The sequence below is a fragment of the Kitasatospora nipponensis genome, assembly GCF_039528135.1.
Classification (GTDB): domain Bacteria; phylum Actinomycetota; class Actinomycetes; order Streptomycetales; family Streptomycetaceae; genus Kitasatospora; species Kitasatospora nipponensis.
Genome location: NZ_BAAALF010000076.1, coordinates 1 through 21885, shown reverse-complemented (window position 1 = coordinate 21885; position 21885 = coordinate 1). Strand labels below are relative to the sequence as shown.

At 74.0% G+C, this 21885-nt stretch carries 15 protein-coding genes and 1 pseudogene; 9 read left to right on the top strand and 7 right to left on the bottom strand.

Translation table 11 applies throughout. The features are described from left to right. Positions 1-41 precede the first annotated feature (41 nt). From ABD323_RS21145 to ABD323_RS21135, 3 genes are all read right to left on the bottom strand, one after another. Positions 42-1445 carry an NAD(P)/FAD-dependent oxidoreductase gene (locus ABD323_RS21145; RefSeq protein WP_344443376.1) on the bottom strand — a complete coding sequence of 468 codons (1404 nt, stop codon included), beginning with the start codon at positions 1443-1445 and terminating at the stop codon, positions 42-44. Positions 1446-1522: 77 nt separating this feature from the next. Then, on the bottom strand, positions 1523-3163 hold the full coding sequence (locus tag ABD323_RS21140) for a flavin monoamine oxidase family protein (RefSeq protein WP_344443374.1): 1641 nt from the start codon (positions 3161-3163) through the stop codon (positions 1523-1525). A 140-nt stretch (positions 3164-3303) separates the two neighbouring features. Beyond that, positions 3304-3999: a TetR/AcrR family transcriptional regulator gene (locus ABD323_RS21135; RefSeq protein ID WP_344443372.1), complete on the bottom strand. Its 696-nt coding sequence runs from the start codon at positions 3997-3999 to the stop codon at positions 3304-3306. A gap of 127 nt (positions 4000-4126) precedes the next feature. Between ABD323_RS21135 and ABD323_RS21130 the strand changes: the two genes are divergently transcribed. From ABD323_RS21130 to ABD323_RS21105, 6 genes are read left to right on the top strand one after another with little or no spacing between them, the layout of a single operon-like run. After that, positions 4127-5854, top strand: coding sequence for an amidohydrolase (locus ABD323_RS21130; RefSeq protein WP_344443371.1), 1728 nt, complete (start codon positions 4127-4129; stop codon positions 5852-5854). Between the two features lie 59 nt (positions 5855-5913). Then, positions 5914-7563, top strand: a complete 1650-nt coding sequence (locus ABD323_RS21125) for an ABC transporter substrate-binding protein (protein ID WP_344443370.1) — start codon at positions 5914-5916, stop codon at positions 7561-7563. Beyond that, positions 7560-8534, top strand: coding sequence for an ABC transporter permease (locus ABD323_RS21120; RefSeq protein ID WP_344443369.1), 975 nt, complete (start codon positions 7560-7562; stop codon positions 8532-8534). Before ABD323_RS21125 ends, ABD323_RS21120 begins: the two co-directional genes overlap by 4 nt. After that, entirely contained in the window at positions 8531-9376 is an 846-nt protein-coding gene (locus tag ABD323_RS21115; RefSeq protein ID WP_344443368.1) for an ABC transporter permease, read from the top strand. The genes ABD323_RS21120 and ABD323_RS21115 overlap by 4 nt, the downstream gene beginning before the upstream one ends. Beyond that, positions 9376-10449 carry an ABC transporter ATP-binding protein gene (locus ABD323_RS21110; protein WP_344443367.1) on the top strand — a complete coding sequence of 358 codons (1074 nt, stop codon included), beginning with the start codon at positions 9376-9378 and terminating at the stop codon, positions 10447-10449. The genes ABD323_RS21115 and ABD323_RS21110 overlap by 1 nt, the downstream gene beginning before the upstream one ends. Then, positions 10446-11291, top strand: a complete 846-nt coding sequence (locus ABD323_RS21105; protein WP_344443365.1) for an ATP-binding cassette domain-containing protein — start codon at positions 10446-10448, stop codon at positions 11289-11291. Before ABD323_RS21110 ends, ABD323_RS21105 begins: the two co-directional genes overlap by 4 nt. Before the next feature lie 84 nt (positions 11292-11375). Here the strand turns inward: ABD323_RS21105 and ABD323_RS21100 are convergent, their stop codons facing one another. Next, positions 11376-12449, bottom strand: a complete 1074-nt coding sequence (locus ABD323_RS21100; protein WP_344443364.1) for a S1C family serine protease — start codon at positions 12447-12449, stop codon at positions 11376-11378. 265 nt (positions 12450-12714) lie between these two features. On the opposite strand from ABD323_RS21100, the gene ABD323_RS21095 reads away from it, so the two are divergent. After that, entirely contained in the window at positions 12715-13143 is a 429-nt protein-coding gene (locus ABD323_RS21095) for a VOC family protein (RefSeq protein ID WP_344443362.1), read from the top strand. A 95-nt stretch (positions 13144-13238) separates the two neighbouring features. Here ABD323_RS21095 and htpG read toward each other — a convergent pair whose 3' ends face one another. Beyond that, the gene (htpG, locus tag ABD323_RS21090; RefSeq protein WP_344443361.1) at positions 13239-15176 is read right to left on the bottom strand and encodes a molecular chaperone HtpG; all 1938 of its coding nucleotides are present in this window, start codon (positions 15174-15176) and stop codon (positions 13239-13241) included. 189 nt (positions 15177-15365) lie between these two features. Between htpG and ABD323_RS21085 the strand changes: the two genes are divergently transcribed. Next, on the top strand, positions 15366-18128 hold the full coding sequence (locus ABD323_RS21085) for a helix-turn-helix transcriptional regulator (protein ID WP_344443360.1): 2763 nt from the start codon (positions 15366-15368) through the stop codon (positions 18126-18128). A gap of 49 nt (positions 18129-18177) precedes the next feature. Here the strand turns inward: ABD323_RS21085 and ABD323_RS21080 are convergent, their stop codons facing one another. Beyond that, positions 18178-18951: a DUF1266 domain-containing protein gene (locus ABD323_RS21080; protein WP_344443359.1), complete on the bottom strand. Its 774-nt coding sequence runs from the start codon at positions 18949-18951 to the stop codon at positions 18178-18180. Positions 18952-19189: 238 nt separating this feature from the next. Then, positions 19190-20818 (bottom strand): serine/threonine-protein kinase, encoded by a 1629-nt coding sequence (locus tag ABD323_RS21075; RefSeq protein WP_344443357.1) that lies wholly within the window; start codon positions 20816-20818, stop codon positions 19190-19192. A 148-nt stretch (positions 20819-20966) separates the two neighbouring features. Between ABD323_RS21075 and ABD323_RS21070 the strand changes: the two are divergent. Next, positions 20967-21885, top strand: a pseudogene (locus ABD323_RS21070) (hypothetical protein); the annotation flags it as partial.

Sequence of the window (21885 nt, the reverse complement as noted above, 5' to 3'; positions counted from 1 at the left end):
GACCGGGTGGCACCGCCCACCCGGCCACCCGGCCACCGAGCTCAGCGGCCCGAGACCCGGTCGGCGAGCCGGGCCGCCCAGTCGGTGCTCGCGCGGGCGCCGCTCAGCTCGCGGCGGTCCGCGCCGCGGTAGACCGCGTACAGGCCGTGCACGCCGATCCAGCGGAACGGCTCCGGCTCCCAACGGCGGACCGGGTGGTTCACCCAGGGCAGCGCCGTCAGTTCGGTGGCCCGGCCCTCGCCCGAGTCGAGCCGGATGAGGTCGCGCAGCGTGCGGGCCGCCAGGTTGGCGGTGGCGACGCCGCTGCCGACGTAGCCGCCGGCCGAGCCCAGTCCCGTCGAGCGGTCCAGCTCGACGGCGGCGCACCAGTCCCGGGGCACGCCCAGCACGCCCGACCAGGCGTGGTCGATGGCCGCGCCGGCGGCGGCCGGGAAGAAGCGGACCAGGAGCTCGCGCAGCGCCGCGATGGTGGCGGCCTGGGTGCGCCCGTCGTTGTCGACGCGCGAGCCGAAGCGGTACGGCACGCCGCGACCGCCGATCGCGATCCGGTCGTCCGCGGTGCGCTGGGCGTACATGTAGGCGTGCGCCATGTCGCCGAGGGTCTCCCGGCCCTGCCAGCCGATCTCGTCCCAGACCTCGGGCGGCAGCGGCTCGGTCACCACCATGGAGGAGTTCATCGGCAGCCAGGTGCGCTTCTGGCCGCGGACCGAGGCGGTGAAGCCCTCGGTGCAGCGCAGCACGTAGTCCGCGCGGACGGTGCCGTGCGGGGTCACGGCCCGGCGCGGGCCGATCTCGGTGACCGCGGTCGACTCGTGGACGACCACCCCGAGCCGCTCCACGACGCTCGCCAGGCCCTGCAGCAGCTTGACCGGGTGGATCCGCGCGCCGTGCGGGGTCCAGGTCCCGCCCAGGGTGCCGGCCACCTTGATCCGCTGCGCCGACTCCGCCGCGCTCAGCAGCTGCCGGTCGTGCTCGCCGAAGCCGACCTCCTGGGCGTGGAAGGCCAGCAGCCGGGCGAGTTGGGCGGGGGTGTAGGCCACCTCCAGCACGCCGCCCTGGTGGATCTCCGCCTCGATGCCCTCCGCGGCGGCGACCTGGACCACCTCGTCCACCGTCCGGTTCATCGCGTGCTGCAGCGCCGCGGCGGCGTCGTGGCCGTGCAGGCGGGCGTAGCGGCCGCGCCCGGCGATGCCGTTGTAGAGCCAGCCGCCGTTGCGCCCCGAGGCTCCGTAACCGCAGAACTGTTGCTCCAGCACGGTGATCCGCAGCGAGGGCAGTGCCTTCTTGAGGTAGTAGGCGGTCCACAGCCCCGTGTAGCCGCCACCGACGATGCAGACGTCGACCGTCGTGTCGCCGGGCAGCGGATCGCGCGGCGCGGGGCGGCCGCTCTGCGCGTACCAGAACGAGACGCCGCCGTTGACGGTGGTCCTGCTGACGGTGGTCATAGTGCCTGTCCTTCGTAACTGTCGATGATCGGCCGTCGCCGCCGCCCACCCGCCGTGGGCGGCGGCAACGACCGGGCTCAGATTTGGGCGATGATCTCGCCCGCGACCCGGACGCCGGAGGCCACCGCGGCGTCCAGCGTGGCGTTGTCGACGTCCGTGTGCTCGCCGGCGAAGTGGATCCGCCCCTCCTGGACCGCCTCGTAGCCGGCGAACGAGGTGTACTGGCCGACCTTGTAGGAGTGGTAGGCGCCCAGGTGCCAGGGGTCGAGCGACCAGTGGTCCTCGTACGCCTTGCCGTTCCAGGCGGCCGTGGTGCCGGGGAAGACGTGCTCGATCTGGCTCAGGAAGGCGTTCACGTCGGCGGTGGGGGCCGGGCCGTGGGCCGCGCCGGTGAGCCCGGTGCGGGCGCCGTCGCCGCCCAGGAAGTTGACCAGCAGCGCGGGCGCGCCGTTCGCGCCCAGGTCGACCGAGCCGTCCCAGGCCGTCTGGTAGCCGAGCGGCCCGGTGTTGGAGATGCCGTTGTAGCCGAGCGCGGGCCAGGTCTTCCTCGTCAGCTGGGTGACCAGCTTCGCGTTCTGCCCCATGCCCTGCTGGGTGATCGCGGTCGTCTTGAGCGCGGACAGCCCGGCCCGGGAGAAGTCGACCTTGCGCAGCGTGCTGAACGGCAGCGCCAGCACCACGTGGTCGGCGGGGACCGAGACGGTGCTGCCGCCGTGGTTGAAGGTGCAGGTGTAGCTGCCGTCGCCGTTGCGGCACAGCGCGATCAGCTCGTAGCCCTGCTTGACGGCCCCGGCCGGCAGCTGGCCGACCATGCCGCTGACCAGTTGGTCGTTGCCGCCGACCAGGTGGTACTTCTCGTCGAAGCCGCTGGCGCCGTCGAAGGTGCTGGAGGCCCCGAGGAAGCTGATCATGTTCAGCGCGGAGGACTGTCCGGGCTCGCCGCCGGACTGCAGCTGGATGGACTGGATCAGCTGGCCCAGCGCGGAGTTCGCCGGCAGGCCGATCTCGGCGAGGTAGTCCAGACAGGAGAGCTGGTCGAGGCGGAAGGCCTCGGCGGTGTGGTTGTCGTAGCGCGGCGTGCCGATCGCCTGGTAGGAGGCGCTGAAGGCGGCGAACGCGTGGGCGGTCCAGTCGCTCTGCTGCTGGTCGCTGCCGTACGGGCCGCCGTTGATCCAGGCGGCGTAGTCGCCGGAGTCGAGGGCGCCGCCGTTGGCATACTCGCGCCGCAGGCCCAGGCTGTTCGCCAGGCTGAGGACAGACTTGTCGGTCGAGCTGATGAAGGACCCGCCGTGCTCGGCGACCTGGCCGCCGGCGAAGAACCCGCGCAGGGACCAGCAGCGGCCGCCGAGGTGGCTGGTGTCCGCCTCGTAGACGGTGGCGGCGACCGGCTTGGGCCGGTTCCACAGCTGGTGGGCGCAGCGCAGCCCGGCCAGGCCCGCGCCGACCACCACGATCCGCGGCGCCGTCGCGGCGGCGGCCCGGGTCGGGTTGAGCAGCCCGGCGGGGACGGCCGCGGTGGCGGCGAGCGCCCCGGTGGCGCCCAGCAGCCGGCGGCGGCTGATCGAGCGCTCGGCGCGCTCGGCCTGCTCGCCGGCGACCTCCGCCACCGGCATCCGGCGCCGCCGCGCCTCGGCGTGGGTGGCGAAGACCGCCCGCAGCGGCTCCGGAAGGTTGGCTCGGTTGCCGTGACCCGCAGGGGAGTTGGGTGCGCGGTGCATGTGGTGCCTCATCTCGTGGGGGATGGAGCGTGAGGGGGGATGCAGGGGAGTGAAGCGCTAGCGCAGCAGTGTTGTCAACACTGTTGCGCTCACTGCTGGGGCGAGTACGGAAGTAGCTCTGGGGGGGGGTTGCTGTGCTTTCAGGCTTCCCGGACGGTCCGGGCTCGCTGCTCGATCGCCGTGATCAGCGCCTCGACCCTGGCCTGGAAGATCTGGTCGTGCGTCACCTCGGCCAGCTGCTGGCCCAGGCGGGAGATGTGCGGGAACCCCTGGGCGTCGACCAGCCGGTACTCGCGGTTCCAGGAGGACTCGTCGCCGGCCCGCACGTCGGGGTCGAAGAGCAGGTAGGCGGCCCGCTGGCCGACGTAGGCCAGCAGCGAGTCGCCGACCATCCGGTAGTGGACGGCGGCGTCGGCGCCGTCCAGGCCGGCCTCGGTGACCGCGCCGAGGATGAGCTCGACGATGCGGAACTCGTTGCTGCGCCGGGTGGTGCGGCTGGCCATGGCCGCGCTGACCGAGGGGTACTTGAGCGCGACCGCCAGCGAGCCGGCGGCCAGTGCCCGCAGCCGGTCCTGCCAGCCCAGACCTGCGGGAATGCTGTCCAGGACCTCGCCCAGGGTCCGGTCCGCGACGGAGAGCAGCAGCTCGTCCTTGTCGCGGAAGTGCCGGTAGATCGCGGTCGGGTCGGCTCCGAGCTCCTCGCCGAGGCGGCGGACCGTGAAGGCGTCCGCACTGCCGCGGGCGGCGATGCGCAGGCTCGCCTCGATGATCGCCTCGGGCGTCAGCTGGGAGCCGACGCGCTTGGTACGGGCGGGGGTTACGGATGGCTTCGACATGGTGCGCTCAGTCTAGCGAGGTCCGGGTGAGTTGGCGCAACACTGTTGACAACGGTGTTGCGCTGCCGTTCACTCCTCCTCAACAACACGCGGTGCGGGCTCGCCCGCCGAGCCGGAGGAACCGTTGATGGCACACACTAGGCCGCAGGTCGACACCGTCTTCGTGGGGGGCCGGGTCTTCACCGGCACCTCCCAGGCGCCGGTCGACGCCGCGGTGGCGATCGGCGGAGGGCGGATCCTGGCCGTCACCGACGAGGCGGCGGTGCGGCTGCTGGCCGACGAGTCCACCGAGGTCGTCGACCTGGCCGGCGGCCTGCTGGTGGCCGGCTTCCAGGACGCCCACGTGCACCCGGCGGTGGCCGGCGTCCAGATGCTGCGCTGCGACCTCTCCGCGCAGCGCTCGGTGGACGGCTACCTCGCGGTGGTCGCCGCCTACGCGCAGGCCAAACCCGACCGGGAGTGGATCTGCGGCGGCGGCTGGTCGATGGACGTCTTCCCCGGCGGCGTGCCCACCCGGGCGATGCTGGACGCGGTGGTGCCCGACCGGCCGGTGCTGCTCACCAACCGGGACGGCCACGGCGCCTGGGTCAACTCGGCGGCGCTGCGGCGCGCCGGCGTGGACCGCGACACCCCCGACCCGGCCGACGGCCGGATCGAGCGGGAGGCGGACGGCACCCCGGCGGGCACCCTCCAGGAGGGCGCGATGGACCTGGTCGCCGCCCACGTCCCGGTCGCCACCCCCGAGGAGGCACGGGCGGGCCTGCTCGTCGCCCAGGAGCACCTCTTCTCGCTCGGGGTGACCAGCTGGCAGGACGCCATGATCGGCGCCTTCCCCGGCAACCCGGACAACTTCGAGGTCTACCGCGGCGCGGCGGCCGACGGCTCGCTCCAGGCGCGGGTGGTCGGCGCGCTGTGGTGGGACCGCGAGCGCGGGCTGGAGCAGCTGCCCGAGCTGGAGGAGCGCCGGCGCACCGGGCGGGTGGGCCGGTTCGCCGCCACCACCGTGAAGATCATGCAGGACGGCATCGCCGAGAACTTCACCGCCAGCATGCTGGAGCCCTACCTGGACCGCTGCGGCTGCCCCACGGCGAACTCCGGACTCACCTTCGTGGGCCCCGAGATCCTCACCGAGGCGGTCTGCGCGCTGGATCGGGCCGGCTTCCAGGTGCACTTCCACGCGCTGGGCGACCGCGCCGTGCGCGAGGCGCTCGACGCCCTGGCCGCCGCCCGGGCGGCCAACGGCGAGACCGACAACCGCCACCACCTGGCGCACCTTCAGGTGGTCCACCCGCAGGACATCGCCCGCTTCGCCGAGTTGGGGGCCGCCGCCAACATCCAGGCGCTCTGGGCCGCCCACGAGCCGCAGATGGACGAGCTGACGATCCCCTTCCTGGGACCGGAACGCTCCGCCCTGCAGTACCCGTTCGGGGACCTGCAGCGGGCCGGCACCCGTCTGGTGGCCGGCAGCGACTGGTCGGTGAGCAGCCCCAACCCGCTCTGGGGCATCCACGTCGCCGTCAACCGGGCGGTGCCGGTGGACGCGCCCAACGCCTCGGACGACCACCGGCCGCGCGAACCCTTCTACCCCGCGCAGGCCCTGACGCTGGCCCAGGCGCTGACCGCGTACACCGCGGGAAGCGCCTGGGTGAACCACCAGGACGACGTCACCGGGACCATCGAGGTGGGCAAGTTCGCCGACCTCGTGGTCCTGGACCGCGACCCGTTCGCGCACCCGGCCGAGGAGATCGGCCGGACCCGGGTCCTGCGCACCTACCTCGACGGACGAGCGGTCTACACCGCCGCTACCGCCAATGACACCGCCACTGCCACCGCCACCGACGCCGTCACCGTCTGAGCCGGACCCCCGCACCCCTCTCCCCGCACCCCCACAGCGCACCCCCGGAGGTACCCCCCATGCCGGTCGCCCGCTCCAGAACCGCCCCGCGCCGCCTGCTGGTCGGCGCCGTCGCGGCCACCGCGCTCGCCACCAGCGCGTGCAGCGGCGTCGCCCACCCCGACGGCGCCGCCGGTGCCGCGTACGAGTTGACGGCCACCACGCCCGTCGCCGCCGGCGGCATCGACTCGTTCACCTGGTCGCTCTTCGCCGAGCCCACCTCGATCGACTACGCGTACTCCTTCGACTTCCCGCCGAACCAGATCCTCGCCAACGTCTGCGAGAGCCTGCTGCGCTGGAACCCGGACCTGACCACCTCGCCGAGCCTGGCGACCTCGTTCAGCAACCCGACGCCCACCAGCTGGGTCTACCAGATCCGCCCGGGCGTGCACTTCCACGACGGCACCGTGCTGACCGCCGACGACGTGGTCGCCTCGCTGCGCCGCAACCTCGACCCCGCGGTGGCCGGTGACTGGACCTACCCGTACCGCAACGTGCAGTCGGTCGACAGGACGGGGGCGATGGAGGTCACCGTCACCCTCAAGACGCCCGACTCCACCTTCAACAAGTACATGGCCGCCAGCCCCGGCACCGTGGAGTCCGCCGCCACCCTCGCCAAGGACGGCAAGGACTACGGCAACCCCGCCGACGGCGTCAACTGCACCGGCCCGTTCTCGTTCTCCTCCTGGACCTCGGGCCAGTCGCTGGTGATCAAGCGCTTCGACGACTACTGGAACCCGGACCTCAAGGCCAAGTCCGCCGAGGTGAAGTTCGTCTTCCTGTCCGACCCGACCACCCGCGTCAACGCCTTCCGCACCGGCGAGGTGGACGGCGGCTGGATGGTGCCCCCGGACGCGTACGGCCAACTGCGCGCCAGCTCCGCCGGCACGCTCTACTTCGGCCAGAACACCACGGTCGCCGACGAGGTGGTCAACAACCTCAAGGGCCCGCTCGGCGACCCGCGGGTGCGCCAGGCGCTGCTGATGGCGATCGACCGCAAGGGCATCGTGGCCGCCGGCGCCGGCGGGGTGGGCGAGGTGGCCGACTCCCTGGTGACCGGCAACACCTGGAACGGCGCCCCCGGTTCGGCCGCCGCCGACGCCCGCAAGGCGCTGCCCGCCTACCCCTACGACCCGGCCAAGGCCAAGACGCTGGCCCAGCAGGCCGGGGTGACCGGCCAGAAGGTGGTGATCGCGACCAGCCCGCTGGACTCGCAGACCACGATCATCACCCAGGCCGTCGCGCAGGCCGCCACCGACATCGGCCTCAAGCCGGAGATCGACACCATCTCAGCCGACAAGTACACCGCGCTCTTCACCGACCCGGCCGCGCGCGAGGGCATCGACCTCTTCCTGACCTTCTGGTACACCTCCATCACCGACCCGCTGGACATGTACGGCTCGCTGCAGACCGGCGCGTTCAGCAACTACGGCAACTGGTCCGACCCGGACTTCGACAAGGCCGTCGACCAGGCGGTCGGCGCCTACGACCCGGCCGCGCACGCCGCCGCCACCCAGCAGGTGCAGCAGATCGCGATGACCAAGCTGCCGTGGCTGCCGCTGTACACCGAGCCGGTCAGCGTCTTCCTCGGCAAGCGGATCACCGGCGTCCAGCCGTCCATCGCCTACCTCTACTACCCGTGGGCCGCCCAGATCGGGGCCAAGGGATGACGCCCGCCGCCGCCCTGCGGGCAGGCCGGTCGGCGCTGCGCAGGCTGCTGGGCATGGCGCTGACCCTGCTGGTCACCTCCTTCCTGGTCTTCTCCTCGCTCTACCTGGCACCCGGCGACCCGGCGAGCTTCCTGGTCCGCGGCCGCAGCCCCAGCCCCGCGGAGCTCGCCGCGATCCGCCACCAGTACGGCTTCGACGACCCCTTCCCGGTGCGCTACTGGCACTGGCTGGACGGCGTGCTGCACGGCGACTTCGGCCGCTCCTACCTCTTCCACCAGAGCGTCGGCGAGGTGCTCGGGTCCCGCCTGCCGGCCACCCTGCTGCTGGTCGGCGTCGCCACCGTGATGATCGCCGTGGTGGGCATCGGCGCCGGCATCGTCGGCGCCCTGCGCCGCGGCACCCGGACCGGCTCCGCGGTGCTGCTGCTGGTGACGGTCGGCGCCGCGGTGCCCTCCTTCGTCGCCGCGATCGCCCTGCGGTCGGTCTTCGGGGTACGGCTGGGGTGGTTCCCCACCATCGGCAACGGCACCGGGATCCTGGACCGGCTGCACCACGTGGTGCTGCCCGCGGTCGCCCTCTCGGTGACCTTCATGGCGCTGGTCACCCGGGTGACCCGCTCGGCGATGCTCGACGAGCTGCGCCGCGAACACGTGGAGGTCGCGCTCAGCCGCGGGGTGCCGCGGCGCACCGTGATCCGCCGCCACGTGCTGCGCAACGCGCTCGGCCCGATCACCACCGTCTGCGGGCTGCTGGTCTCGGGGATGCTGGTGAGCACCGCGATCGTGGAGACCGCCTTCGGGATGTCCGGGGTCGGCTCGCTGCTGGTGCAGTGCGTCGACGAGCTGGACTTCCAGGTCGTGCAGGCGATCGTGCTGCTGGTGGTCGCCGCCTTCGTCGTCGTCAACACCGTCGTGGACCTGCTCCATCCGCTGATCGACCCGCGCGTGAGCGCCGCTGGAGGAGCCCGATGAGCGCCTCGACATCGCTGGCGCGGCTGCGCCGGCTCGGTGGCGGCCCGCTGCTGTCCGCCTGCCTGCTGATCCTGGCCCTGTTCGTGCTGGTCGCGCTCCTCGCGCCGTGGCTCGCCCCGCTGGACCCGACCCGCGGCGACCTGAGCGGCATCCTGGCCGGCGCGGGCCCCGAGCACTGGCTCGGCACCGACACCGGCGGCCACGACACCTTCTCCGCGCTCGTCGAGGGCACCCGGACCAGCCTGGTCGGCCCGCTGGCCGTGGTGATCTTCTCCACCGTCCTGGGCACGGCGGTGGGCCTGTTCACCGCCTGGCGCGGCGGCTGGGTGGACACCCTGGTCGGACGGGTGCTGGACATCCTCTTCGCCTTCCCGGCGCTGCTGCTGGCGATCCTCGCCGTCGCGCTGTTCGGCAAGGGGCTCGGGGCGCCGGTGCTGGCCATGGCGGTCGCCTACATGCCGTACACCGCACGGCTGGTGCGCAGCCTGACCGCCCAGGAGAAGGTGCGGCCGTACATCGCCGCCTACCGGGTACAGGGCCACTCGGCCCTCTTCGTGGCGCTGCGCCGGCTGCTGCCCAACATCGTGCCCACCGTGCTGGCCCAGTCGACGGTCAACTTCGGCTACGCCCTGCTCGACCTGGCCGCGCTCTCCTTCCTGGGACTCGGCGTCCAGCCGCCGACCCCCGACTGGGGCGCGATGATCAACCGGAGCCAGGCGGCCGTCCTCCAGGGCCAGCCGCTCTCCGCGATCGTGCCGGCCGTCGCGGTCGTGCTCGTGGTGGTCGCCTTCAACGTCGTCGGGGAGCACCTCGGCGACCGGCTCGCGGGGAGGGAATCCTGATGCCGCCGTTCGAACAGTCCCCACCGTCCTCACCGTCATCCGACACGGGCGTTGCCCTGCTCGACTACCGCGACCTCACCGTCACCCTGCCCGGCACGGCCCGTCCGATCCTGGACGCCGTCAGCCTGCGGGTCGCCGCCGGGGAGGCCGTGGCCCTGGTCGGCGAGTCCGGCTCCGGCAAGTCGGTGACCGCCCGCGCGGCCCTGGGCCTGCTGCCGGCCGGCGCGAGCACCGGCGGCCAGGTCCTGGTGGCCGGCCGCGGCCTGGTCGGGGCGGACGCCGCGACGCTGCGCGAGGTGCGCACCGGCAAGGCGTCGATGATCTTCCAGGACCCGCGGGCGGGCATCAACCCGGTCCGCCGCGTCGGTGACTTCCTCACCGAGGCCCTGCGGCTGGCCGGTGGCCGCAGCCGGGCGGCCGCCGAGGCCCGCGCGCTGGAACTGCTCGGCGCGGTCGGCCTGCCCGACCCGCCGCGGCACCTGCGCCAGTACCCGCACCAGATGTCCGGCGGCATGCTCCAGCGCGTCATGATCGCCGGCGCGCTCACCGCCGACCCCGAGCTGCTGCTCTGCGACGAGCCCACCACCGCCCTGGACGTCACCACCCAGGCCGAGATCATGGCCATCCTGCGCACCCTGCAGCGCGAACGCGGCCTGGGCCTGCTGCTGATCACCCACGACCTCGACCTCGCCGCCGCCTGCTGCGACCGGGTCTACGTGATGTACGCGGGCCGGATCGTGGAGAGCGCCGGCGCCGCCGACCTGCTGGCCGCACCCCGCCACCCCTACACCGCCGGCCTGCTCGGCTCCTCCCCGCCGCTGCACGGCGAGCCCACCCGGCTCACCCCCATCCCCGGGGTGCCGATGGGCCTGCTGGAGAGCGCACCCGGCTGCGCCTTCGCCGCCCGCTGCGCCTTCGCCCGCCCCGGGCTCTGCGACCAGTCCCCGCCGCCGCTGGTGCCGGTCGGCCCGGCCCCGGTCGGCCCGGCAGCGGTCGACCCGGCGGGTGGCTCCGCCGCTCCCCGGCTGGTCGCCTGTCACCTCGCCGACGAACTGCACGAGGAGGAGCTTTGAGCACCACCGCGGTTCCGCTCCTGCAGGCCGACGGCCTGCGCAAGACCTACCAGAGCGGCGGCGGCCGGCTGGTCGCCGTCGACCACCTCTCCTTCGCGCTGCACGCCGGCGGAGCCCTCGGCATCGTCGGCGAGTCCGGTTCGGGCAAGACCACCACCGCCCGGATGCTGGTGGGCCTCGAACAGCCCGACGAGGGACGGATCCTGCTCCAGGGCGCCCCGCTCGCCGCCCGCACCCGCGGCCGCGCCGCCCGGCTGGCCCGTGCCAAGGCCGTGCAGATCGTCTTCCAGGACCCCTACCTCTCGCTGGACGCCCGGATCAGCATCGGGGCCACCCTGGCCGGCGTGCTGCGGCTGCACGGCTGCACCGATGCCACGGTCCGCGCCGAGCGGGTGCGCGAACTGCTGGCCCAGGTGGGCCTGGGCGAGCGCGAGGCCGCCGCGCTGCCCCGCCACCTCTCCGGCGGCCAGCGCCAACGAGCAGCCATCGCCCGGGCGTTGGCGGTCGAGCCGGCCGTGCTGGTGCTGGACGAGGCGGTCTCGGCGCTGGACGTCTCGGTGCAGGCGCAGGTCCTCAACCTGCTCTGCGACATCCGCCGGGAGACCGGCATCGGCCTGGTCTTCGTCAGCCACGACCTGGCGGTGGTCCGCTACGTCTGCGACGAGGCGCTGGTGATGTACCGGGGCCGGACCGTGGAACACCGCCCCGTCGCCGACCTGCTGGCCGACCCCGGGCACCCGTACACCCGCCTGCTGCTGGCCTCCGTCCCCCACCCGGGCTGGGACCCCGACGCGATCGGCCGCCGCCGCCGCGACCTGGCGGCGGAGCCGGCGGCGCGGTGACGGCCGGCTGACGGCCCGCCGACATGATCGCCTCCCGCCGAGCTGCCCGGCCGGAGGCGATCACCGTTCCCGCCCGGGCGGTCCTCAGCCCGCCGGCCCACTGACCGCGGTGACGGTGGCGCTGTGCGCCGCCCCGTCGGCGTCGGTCCACTGGACGGTCAGCCGGTCGCCGACGCCGTGACCCGCCAGGATCGTGCTCAGCGCGGCCGGGTCACCGACCGGCGTGCCGTCGACGGCGGTGATCCGGTCGCCGCCGGTGAGCCCCGCCTGCGCGGCGGGGGAGCCGGAGACCACGCCCGCGACCGGTGCACCCGAGTCCGTGCCGGTGCCGGTGCCGGTGTCGGTGGCCGAGGCCGTCGCGACCTCCACCCCGAGGAAGGCGGTCGCCCCGAGGTGGACGCCGGCGCCGGCCTGGCCCGCCACGATCTGACGGGCGACCGGCAGCGCCGTGTCGATGGGGATCGCGAACCCCTGGGGCGCCGCCTGCTGCTGACCGGCGCGGGTGGGCTCGGAGCCGGCGGTGTCGATGCCGATCACGGCGCCACCGGAGTCGACCAGCGAGCCGCCGGAGTCGCCGGGCTGCACGTCGGCGTCGACCTGGATCATCCCGGTCAGAAGCTCGGTCGTCCCGCTGCCGTCGTCGTTGGCGCTGATGGACCGGTCGAGCGCGGTCACGGTGCCGCCGGCCGCCGTCACGCTGCCGGTGCCGCCGGCGTTGCCGATCGCGGTCACCTGGTCGCCGACCGCCACCTTCGAGGAGTCGCCGAGCTTGGCGGTCGCCAGGCCGGAGGCGTTCTGGAGCTGGAGGACCGCGAGGTCGGTGGTGCGGTCGTAGCCGGTCACGGTCGCCGTGTACGTGCGGCCGTTGCCGACGTCGGTCGCGGTGACCGCGGTCGCGCCGTTGATCACGTGGTTGTTGGTGAGGATCTCACCGCTGGAGCTGAGCACGATCCCGGTACCGGCCGCCCGGGCGCCCTGGTAACCGAGCGTGGTGTTGATGACCACCAGCGTCGGATCGACCGCGGCGGACACGTCCGTGGCCCCGGCGACGCCGGCGCCACCCCCACCGGCCGGCGTCAGACCGGCCTGCGGCTGCCAGGCCGCCCGGCCGACCCCGACCCCCGCCGCCACGGCCACCACCGTCACCGCCAGGAGCACCAGGTACCCGCGAGCCCCGTGCCGATGCGGCGGCGCGGGAGGGTGTGGAGGGTGCGGGGGAAGCGGCGGGGGCACCGAATTCTCGCTCATGACAGACCCACCTGCGGTTCGTGTCGAAAGCTGCCGGAAGACCGTTCTCCACTCCATGATGCGCCGTGATCGATACGGCGCACGTAAAGGGCCGGACCGCAGGCCCGTCCTCCCGCCAACGGGCGGATCCCCACCGCGAGATGGACAGCAGGAACCCCCCTGTTATCGTGCGCCCATGTCATCGATCAAGCAGTTCCAGGTCACCTTCGACTGCGCGGAACCCGAGCGCCTCGCCCGTTTCTGGTGCGAGGTGTTGGGGTACGTCGTACCGCCGCCACCAGGGGGTTTCGCCACCTGGGACGACTACGAACGCTCCCGATCCGCCGAGGACCGGGGCTCGTGGTGCGCCTGTGGCGATCCCTCGGGCGTGGGCCCGCGGCTGTACTTCCAGCGCGTCCCCGAAGGCAAGGTCGTCAAGAACCGGCTGCACCTCGACGTGCGCGTCGGCACCGGACTCGTGGGCGAAGAACGCCTCGCCGCCCTCGAAGCCGAATGCGCCCGACTGATCCCGCTCGGCGCGGTCCGCGTGCGACTGCTGTACGACGGCACCGATTCGTGCATCGTGATGCAGGACATCGAGGGCAACGAGTTCTGCGTCGACTGAGACGACCCGGGCGGGGCCGGGGAGCGGGTTCGCTCCTCGGCCCCGCCCGGGCGGTCGCCTCAGTGGATCGGCCGACGGAAGGTCAGGCCTCGCTCCTAGAGGGCGCGTTCGAGGTGACTCGCCATCAGCTTGACGAAGCGGGCCGGCTCGCCGAGCTGGCCGCCGTCGGCGAGCAGGGCCAGGCCGTAGAGGAGTTCGGCGGTCTCGGCCAGGCGCCCGTCCTCCGCCCGCTCGGTGTGGGCCTGGTTGAGGCCGCTGACCAGCGGGTGGCCGGGGTTGAGTTCGAGGATGCGCTTGGTGGGCGGGAGCTCCTGGCCCATCGCGCGGTACATGGCCTCCAGTGCCGGCGTCGCGTCGTGGGTGTCCGAGACGACGCAGGCCGGTGAGACGGTCAGCCGCGACGAGAGCCGGACCTCCTTGACGTCCTCGCTCAGCTTGTCGCTCATCCAGGTCAGCAGCCCCGCGAACTGCTGCTGGCGCTGCTCCCGCTCGCCCTCGGCCTCCTGCTCCTGCTCGGAGTCGAGGTCGAGCTCGCCCTTGGCGACGGAGCGCAGCTGCTTGCCCTCGAAGGCCGGCACGGCCTCGACCCAGACCTCGTCGACCGGGTCGGTGAGCAGCAGGACCTCGATGCCCTTGGCCTGGAACGCCTCCATGTGCGGGGAGTTCTCGATGGCCTTGCGGCTCTCGCCGGTCAGGTAGTAGACGTGCTCCTGCCCTTCCTTCATCCGCTCGACGTAGCTCTTCAGCGTGGTCGGCGCCTCCGGGTCGTGGGTGGAGGCGAAGGAGGAGACGGCGAGGATGGCGTCGCGGTTGTCGGTGTCGCTCAGCAGCCCCTCCTTGAGGACGCGGCCGAACTCGCGCCAGAAGGTGGTGTAGCGCTCGGGGGAGCCGGCCATCAACTCCTTGACGGTGGAGAGGATCTTCTTCGCCAGGCGGCGTCGCATCAACTGGATCTGGCGGTCCTGCTGGAGGATCTCGCGCGACACGTTGAGCGAGAGGTCCTGCGCGTCGACCACGCCCTTGACGAAGCGCAGGTACGGGGGCATCAGCTCCTCGCAGTCGTCCATCACGAAGACGCGCTTCACGTAGAGCTGGATGCCGCGCTGGTAGCCCTGGGTGAAGAGGTCGTGCGGCGCGTGCGAGGGGATGAACAGCAGCGCCTGGTACTCGAAGGTGCCCTCCGCCTGGAGGCGGACCGTCTCCAGCGGGTCGATCCAGTCGTGGCTGATGTGCTTGTACAGCTCGTGGTACTCCTCGGCGCTCACCTCGTCCCGCGAGCGTGCCCAGAGCGCCTTCATGGAGTTGAGGGTCTCCGGCTCGCGCGGGGCGGCGGCCTCGCCCTCCTCCTCGCCCTCCGACCCCGCGGCGGGAGCGGTGGCCGGCGCGGCGGCCATCCGGATGGGCCAGGTGATGAAGTCGGAGTACCGCTTGACGATCTCCCGGATCTTCCAGGCGGAGGTGTAGTCGTGCAGCTGGTCCTCGGTGTCCGCGGGCCGCAGCACCAGGGTCACCGAGGTGCCCTGCGGCGCGTCCTCGACCGTCTCCAGCGTGTAGGTCCCCTCGCCGCTCGACACCCAGCGGGTGCCCTGGCTCTCGCCGGCCCGCCGGGTCAGCAGGACGACCTCGTCCGCCACCATGAAGCTGGAGTAGAACCCGACGCCGAACTGGCCGATCAGGCCCCCGGCGGAGTCCAGGTCCTGGGCCGCCTTCAGCTCCTGCGCGAACTTCGCGGTGCCGGACCGGGCGATCGTCCCGATGAGCTGGATCACCTCGTCGTACGACATCCCGATGCCGTTGTCCCGCACGGTGAGCGTGCGGGCCTCCTGGTCGGCCTCCAGCTCGATGTGCAGATCGGCCACGTCCGCGCCCAGCGAGTCGTCGCGCAGGGCTTCGAGTCGCAGTTTGTCCAGCGCGTCCGAGGCGTTGGAGATCAGCTCGCGCAGGAACACGTCCTTGTTCGAGTAGATCGAATGGATCACCATCTGCAGAAGCTGGCGCGCTTCCACCTGGAACTCGAACGTCTCGGTCGACATGACTTTGACTCCCCTCAGATCAGAACGTCACGGGACGGAAACCGTCCCGCAGAACTGTAGATCAACACGCCCGCCCCCGGGGGCCGGTCACGGACGCGCAGCCTGCGGGCCCCGCACCTCCCGCCCCGCACCTCCTGCCCCGCGGGCCGTCGGACGGGGGCGTCGGCGCGGGCGACTACTCTGCGGTCCATGTCTGACGATCCGTGGAGTCACTGCGCACCACCCGCGCCGCCGCCGTGGGCGGGCGAGGCGGCGACCGGGTCCCGTGCGCCGGCCCCCGGTGCTCCGCGGCTGGTGGGCCGGGCGGCCGAGACCGAGGAACTGCTGGCGGCGCTGGAGGGGCTGGGCGCGGGGCGCGGAGGGGCGATCGCGCTGGTCGGGGAGCCGGGCATCGGCAAGAGCGCGCTGCTGTCGACGGCGACCGCGCACGCCCGGGCCGCTGGGATCCGGGTGGTCACGGTGCACGGCCGGCACGGCTTCGACCTGCCCGAACCGGTCCCGGGGGAGGCCACGCTGGTCGCCCTGGACGACCTGCACCTGCTGGCCGCCGACCGGATCGCGGAGGTGGAGCGGCTGCTCCACCTGGTCGCCACCGCTCCGGTGCTCTGCCTGCCGGCCTACCGCCAGCGCCAGCTCTCGCCCGCGCTGGCCGCCGTGCTCGCCCGCGCCGCCTCCGCGGGCCTGCTCGACGTGCGCCGGCTGGGACCGCTCTCCCGCGAGCAGGGCCTGGCGCTGCTCGGCGACCACCCCGAGGCCGAGGAGGTCCAGCGCGCGAGCCTGGGCAACCCGCAGTACCTCAAGATCCTCGCCGCCGGGGGAGAGGCGGGTGCCGACGCGACCCTGGCCGTCCTGGGCGAGTTGGCCGAGCTGGACGGCACCGCGCTCGCCGTGGTGCAGGCCGCGGCGGTGCTCGGCGAGCCGTGCCACCCGGAGCTGCTGGCCGCGGTCGCCGGCCTGGAGATGACCGAGACGCTGCCCGCCCTGGACACCCTGGCCCGCCTCGACCTGGTCCGTCCGGCCGACACGGCCGCACAGTTGACGCTGCGTCACAAGGCGATCGGTCAGGTCGTCTACCAGCGACTCGAACCCAGCCGCCGGCTCGCCCTGCACCGCGCCGCCGAACTCGTGCTGGCCGCGCGGGCGGCGCCGATCGCGAGGCGCGCGCACCACATCGTGCGGGCCGCCGACCCGGGCCGTCCCGAGCACGTGACGACCCTGATCGCCGCCGCCCGCGACTCGCTGCACAGCTCGCCCGCCACCGCGGCCGAGTACCTGCAAGCCGCGCTCTGCCTGCTGCGCGAGGGGGAGCCGCACTGGCACGAGGCGCGGGTCCTGCTCGCCCAGACCCGGCTGCTGAGCGGGGACGCGCCGCAGGCCCGCGCGCTGCTCGACGCCCTGCGCACCGCAGGACCGGGCCGCCCGGCGCACCAGGGCGGCCCGACCGCGCTGGCCGACGCCAGCCGGGTGGAGCGGCAGCTCGGCCGCTTCACCGAGGCCGGGGCGATCGCCCGCGCCGGGCTCACCGCACTGGCCGACCAGGACTCCGCGACGGCCGCCGCCCTGCACGCCGAACTCGCCGACTACGCCTACGACCTCCAGGACTTCGCCACCTCCCGGCAGCACGCCGAGACGGGCGCGGCGATCGCCCGCCGGCACCACGACCGGGTCGGCGAGGCCAACGCGCTGGCCCAGGCCTCGCTGGGCCACCTGTTCACCGCCGACCTGGCCACCGCCCGGACGCGGGTGGCCAGGGCGGCCGAACTCCTCGACGCCAGTTCGGACACCACGCTGCTGACCAACCTGGAGGCGGCCTACCAACTCGGCATGACCGAGGGGATGCTGGGCCGGCTGGCCGACTCCGAGCGGCACCTGGCGCGGGGCGCGGCGCTGTCCCGGCGCACCGGGCAGACGTACGTCCGCCCGAAGATGCTGATGAGCCTGGCCAACACCCAGCTGCGGGCCGGCAACCTGTGCGGCGCCCTGGCCACCCTGGACGAGGCCGGCCCGCCGGTGGAGCGCGCCGGCAACCCCGCGACGCGGGCCGGCCTGGCGGTGTTCCGCTCCGAGGCGCTGCTCTGGCGCGGCGGCGCGGGTGACCCGCGGGAGGTCGTGGTGCTGGCCGACCGGGCCGCGGCCATCGCCGACGGGCAGTCACCCGGCTGGGCGGTCGGTGTGCGCTGCCTGGTCGCCGGCGTCGTGCTGCTCACCGGGGACCCGACCCGCGCCGGCTGGCTGCTGCTGGACGCGGCCGGCGGCACCGAGCTGCCGCGGCTCACCACCTGGCGCCGCACCCGCTTCTGCGACGCCCTGGCGCAGATCGCCCAGGCCGAGGGCGACGGGGACGCGGTCGAGCACTGGGCGCGCCTCGCGCGGCGCAGCGTCGACCAGCTCCCCTCCGCGAGCCGGCTCGGCTTCGCGGTGCGCGCGCGGATGCGGGCGCACGCCCTGCGCGGGGAGACCGAGCAGGCCCTGCTCAGCGCGCAGGAGGCGAGCGCGCACTTCGCCGCCGGCGGTGAGCGCGTCGAGGTCGCCCGGACCCTGCTCGCGGCGGCCGTGCTCGCCCTGGACGCCGGACGCGGTGACCAGGTGGCCGACCGGCTGGAGAGGGCGGCGCTGCTGGCCCGGCAGTGCGGGTCGGGCCGGCTCGCCGACGAGGTGGCCCAGCAGCGCGAGCGGCTCGCCGCGCAGGGGCAGGGGCAGGGACACCAGGGGCAGGGAGAGGGCCAGGGGCAGGGACAGGGTGCGGGACCCCTCGACGAGGCGCTGGCCACGCTCACCGCGCGGGAGCGGGAGATCGCCCGCCTCGCCAGCACCGGGCTGACCAGCGGCGAGATCGCCGGCGCCCTGGTGCTCAGCGTGCGCACCATCGACAGCCACCTGGGCCGGATCTACCGCAAGCTCGGCGTGCCCAACCGGGCCAGCCTCACCCGCGCGCTGCTCGGGCCGGTGTGACGCGGGGCCCTCCTCGGGCCCTGCTCGGGGCCACCGGCGGACCCTTCGGCTACCAGGTGAGCCGGGCCCAGGGGCTGTCCTCGCGGGTCAGCAGCCGCTCGGAGTTGAGCTGGAACGTCGAGACGTCCCGCGCGATCCGCTCCGCGTCCGGCCCGCCCGATCCCATCTGCCAGAGCGCCCGCCCGAAGATGAAGCCGGCGTTGAAGTCGGCCCAGGAGGTGTGCTCGGCGCGCGCGAGCTGCACCGCCTGCGCGATCGCCGCCCAGGCCTCGACCGGCTCGACGAAACCGGCGTCCAGGAAGAGTCGGCTGACGTGGACCACCCGGGCCGCGTCCCACCCGGCGATCGACGCCGGGTACTGCTCGGGCAGGGTGCGCTCCACCTCGTAGATGGTGTTGGCGTAGCCGTTGAAGTAGCGCACGGCCTCCTCACCGGTGACCCCGTGCCGCTGCGCCACCGCGGGCAACTCCTCGACCCCGCGCCGCTGGACGGCGACGTACTCGCTGCGCTTCTTGGCGGCCCCGAGCTCCTGGAGGTAGGGGCGGACCGCCTGGTAGACGCCGCGGTGCCCGGAGTCGAGCAGGTAACGGTAGGTCTCCCGGGCGGAGGCGGTGTCCACCACGCCCCAGGGGCCCTTCAGCACCTTGGCGGCGGTCCTGGCGTCGGCCTCCATGGTCAGGGCGTTGATCGGCAGGTCGCCCTCCAGCGCGTACACCGCACCGAGCGCGAGGCCGCGCTCCTGCTCGGTGGTCAGCGCGGGGGCGTCGGCCAGGGTGTTGTAGCTGAACGTGAAAAGGCCCTTGATCGAGCCGAGAATACCCATGCGTCGCGTGTCTCCGCGTTCCGTCAGTCAGGGGCCGGCGACGGCCGGCGAGCGGTGGGCGGCAGCTCGGTGGTGGCGGGAGCGCTGCACGGCCCCCGCCCCCGGCGCCGCGCACCGATCCTCCCGGACCTCGCCCACGGGAGGCATCGGTAGAACTACCTAACCGCGCTGCGGCAACCGGGCACCACCGGTCGTCGGTAGCGCGGCACCACCGCGGCGCAGCCGCCTCACCGGCACGTCACTGCCGCGGACTGGTCTGCTGCACCTCGCCGTTGAGGTTCGCCGTCAGGTAGGCGGTGCCGTGCGCGTCCTTCACGTAGACGATGAGCGCCGCCCCGGGGACGTACACGTTGTTCTGCACGATGACGAACTCGTCGGTCGGGTGCGCGATGCCCAGCGAGGTCCAGGCCTGCTGCAGGAGCGCGGGCACTCGGTCCCAGGCGACGGCGTCGAGGTCCACCCGGCCCTCGCCGGACAGCGTGCCGCCGCCGTTGGGATCGCGGGTGGTCCGCCCGCCGCGGTAGGTGAACTTGTCGTAGAGCTTCGGGTCGTCCTTGAGGGGCGCCCGGGCGAAGGCGTTGTCGGCGGAGAGCCAGAACTCCACCACCTGCCTGCCGCCCAGCTGCGGGCTCATCGCCTGGACCACCGACCGCGCGCCCTGCGGGGTGATCAGGCCCGGGTGCTCGGGGGAGGCGGTGACCGGGGTGCTGCTCGACGTGTCGTCCTGCCCGTATCCGTAGCCGTAGTGCACCGTCCACGCCACGGCGGCGGTCAGGAAGACGGCGGCCGCCCAGCTGGACAGGACCACCCTGCGCCGCCCGTGGTGTCCCACCGGGCGGGGGGCGACGGGCTCGGGACGGACGTCCTCGACGCGGGTGGGGGAGGCGGCGACGCCCGGGCGGGGGGTCAACCGCAGGGTGCCGTCCGCCACTTCGCCGTCCGCTGCACCAGCTGTGTCCGCTGCGCCTCCCGCCCCGCCTCCCGCCCCGCTTCCCGCCCCGCTTCCCGCCCCGCTACCCGCGCCGCCCGCCGTCTCGGCCGCCGCGAGCAGCCGGTCGAGCTGCTCGGCGTCCGGGCGGGCGGTGGTGTCGCGGACCAGTAGGGCGGTGAGCACCGGGCCCAGCGGTCCGGACCGCACCGGTGGCGGGACCGGCCGGTCGAGCACGGCGGCGAGGGTGGCCAGGCTGGTGGCGCCGCGCAGCGGGTGGTGCCCCTCGACGGCGACGTAGAGCATCATCCCCAGCGACCACAGGTCCGAGGCCGGGTTGCCCTCCTCCCCGCGGATCCGCTCGGGGGCGATGTACTCGGGCGAGCCGATCAGCCCGCCGGTGGTGGTCAGGCTGGTCGACTCGCGCAGCGCGGCGATGCCGAAGTCGGTGAGCACCGGCGTGCCGTCCGGACGCAGCAGGACGTTGGCGGGCTTCACGTCGCGGTGCTGGATACCGGCTGCGTGCGCGGCCCGCAGCGCGGAGAGCACCCCTCGCCCGAGCCTGGCCGCCTCGGCCGGCGACAGCGGCCCGCGCGCCAGCCGGTCGTGCAGCGAACCGCCGGTCACCAGCTCCATCACCAGCCACGGGTGCGGGAATTCGGGCCGGTCCACGATGTGGTAGATCGTCACCACGTGCGGGTTGTTCAGCCGGGCCAGCGAACGGGCCTCGCGCAGCACCCGCTCGCGCAGCACGCTCGCGGCCTGCGGGTCGGCCTCGGCCGCGCCCGGGTCGGGCGGACGCACCTCCTTGAGCGCGACCTCGCGGTGCAACACGGTGTCGCGGGCCCGCCAGACCAGCCCCATGCCCCCGCCACCGAGCCGTTCGAGGAGCTCGAAGCGGCCGTCGACGAGCTGGGTGTTCGGTCCCCCTGAGTTCATGGCGGTCATCGTAGGGGGCGCGGACGGGGACGGGTGACGGCCCGGTCGCAAATGCCTGGCGGCCCGGCACGAGGGGCGCTAGGCTGCCCGCGATGATCACTGACTCCGTTCACAGATCGGGGGTCCCGTCCGCGCAAGGTGAGTGCTGATGCTCACTCAGAACGCGGCCGGGGATTCCCGCCTCGCCCTGTGGCAGCGCGTGCGCGAGTACGCCGTGCCACCCACCATGATCGAGACCGCCACCGTCCGCCGCCGTGCCGGGGACTGGGCAGGGGCCTGCGCCGCCGCGGGCTTCGACGTCGACCTGAACCTGCGCTCGGTGGCCCGCACCCACGGCGGGGAGTTGGCCGCCCGGATCCGCGCCGACCTCCGGCAGCTGGTGCCCGACCTGCTGCGCTGGCACCTGCCGAGGATCGCCCCCGACGGGCTGCTGCGTCCGGGGCTGACCCTCTCGCTGGCCCGCTACGCCGCCGCGGGGCGGGACGACGGGTGCCCGGTGCACCTGGTGGTCCGGACCGCGCCGGCCTGGGCGGACGCCGGTCAACGGCTCAGCCTCACGCTGTGGGACGGGTCCCACCCCGGGACCGGCGCCTGCCGACATCCGAGCCCGCAGCCCGACCGGCGGTTCCGCCTCGACCTGCACCGCCACCTCTGGGACGCCCACCGCACCGATGAGCTGCGGGTCCGTTCCGGGGCCGACCGCCCGCCCGTCGACGGCCCTGTGCCGCTCGACGACCGCCTGCCACCCGCCCCGCCGGGGATGCTGCCGCCGGGCCACCGCTTCGCCGTCGACCGGTGGGCGGCCGAGGCGGCGATCCTGCTCCGGGCGCAGGGGCGGTCCAGCGGCACCGTCGCGGTGCGGCTCGGGGTCGGCCGCCGGCTGCTCCTGGCGCTGGCCGCCCTCTCCCTGGCGGGCGACCCACCGTCCTGGGTGCCCGGCGCGGCCGCCGGAGCGGGCGCGGCGGTGCCCGCCGTGGCGGTCCAGGCCGCCGCCGCCCTGGTACCCGGCAGCCTGGCCCGGGCCCGTACCACCCGCGCGGGGCGCGCCCGCTGGGCCCGGTACGCAC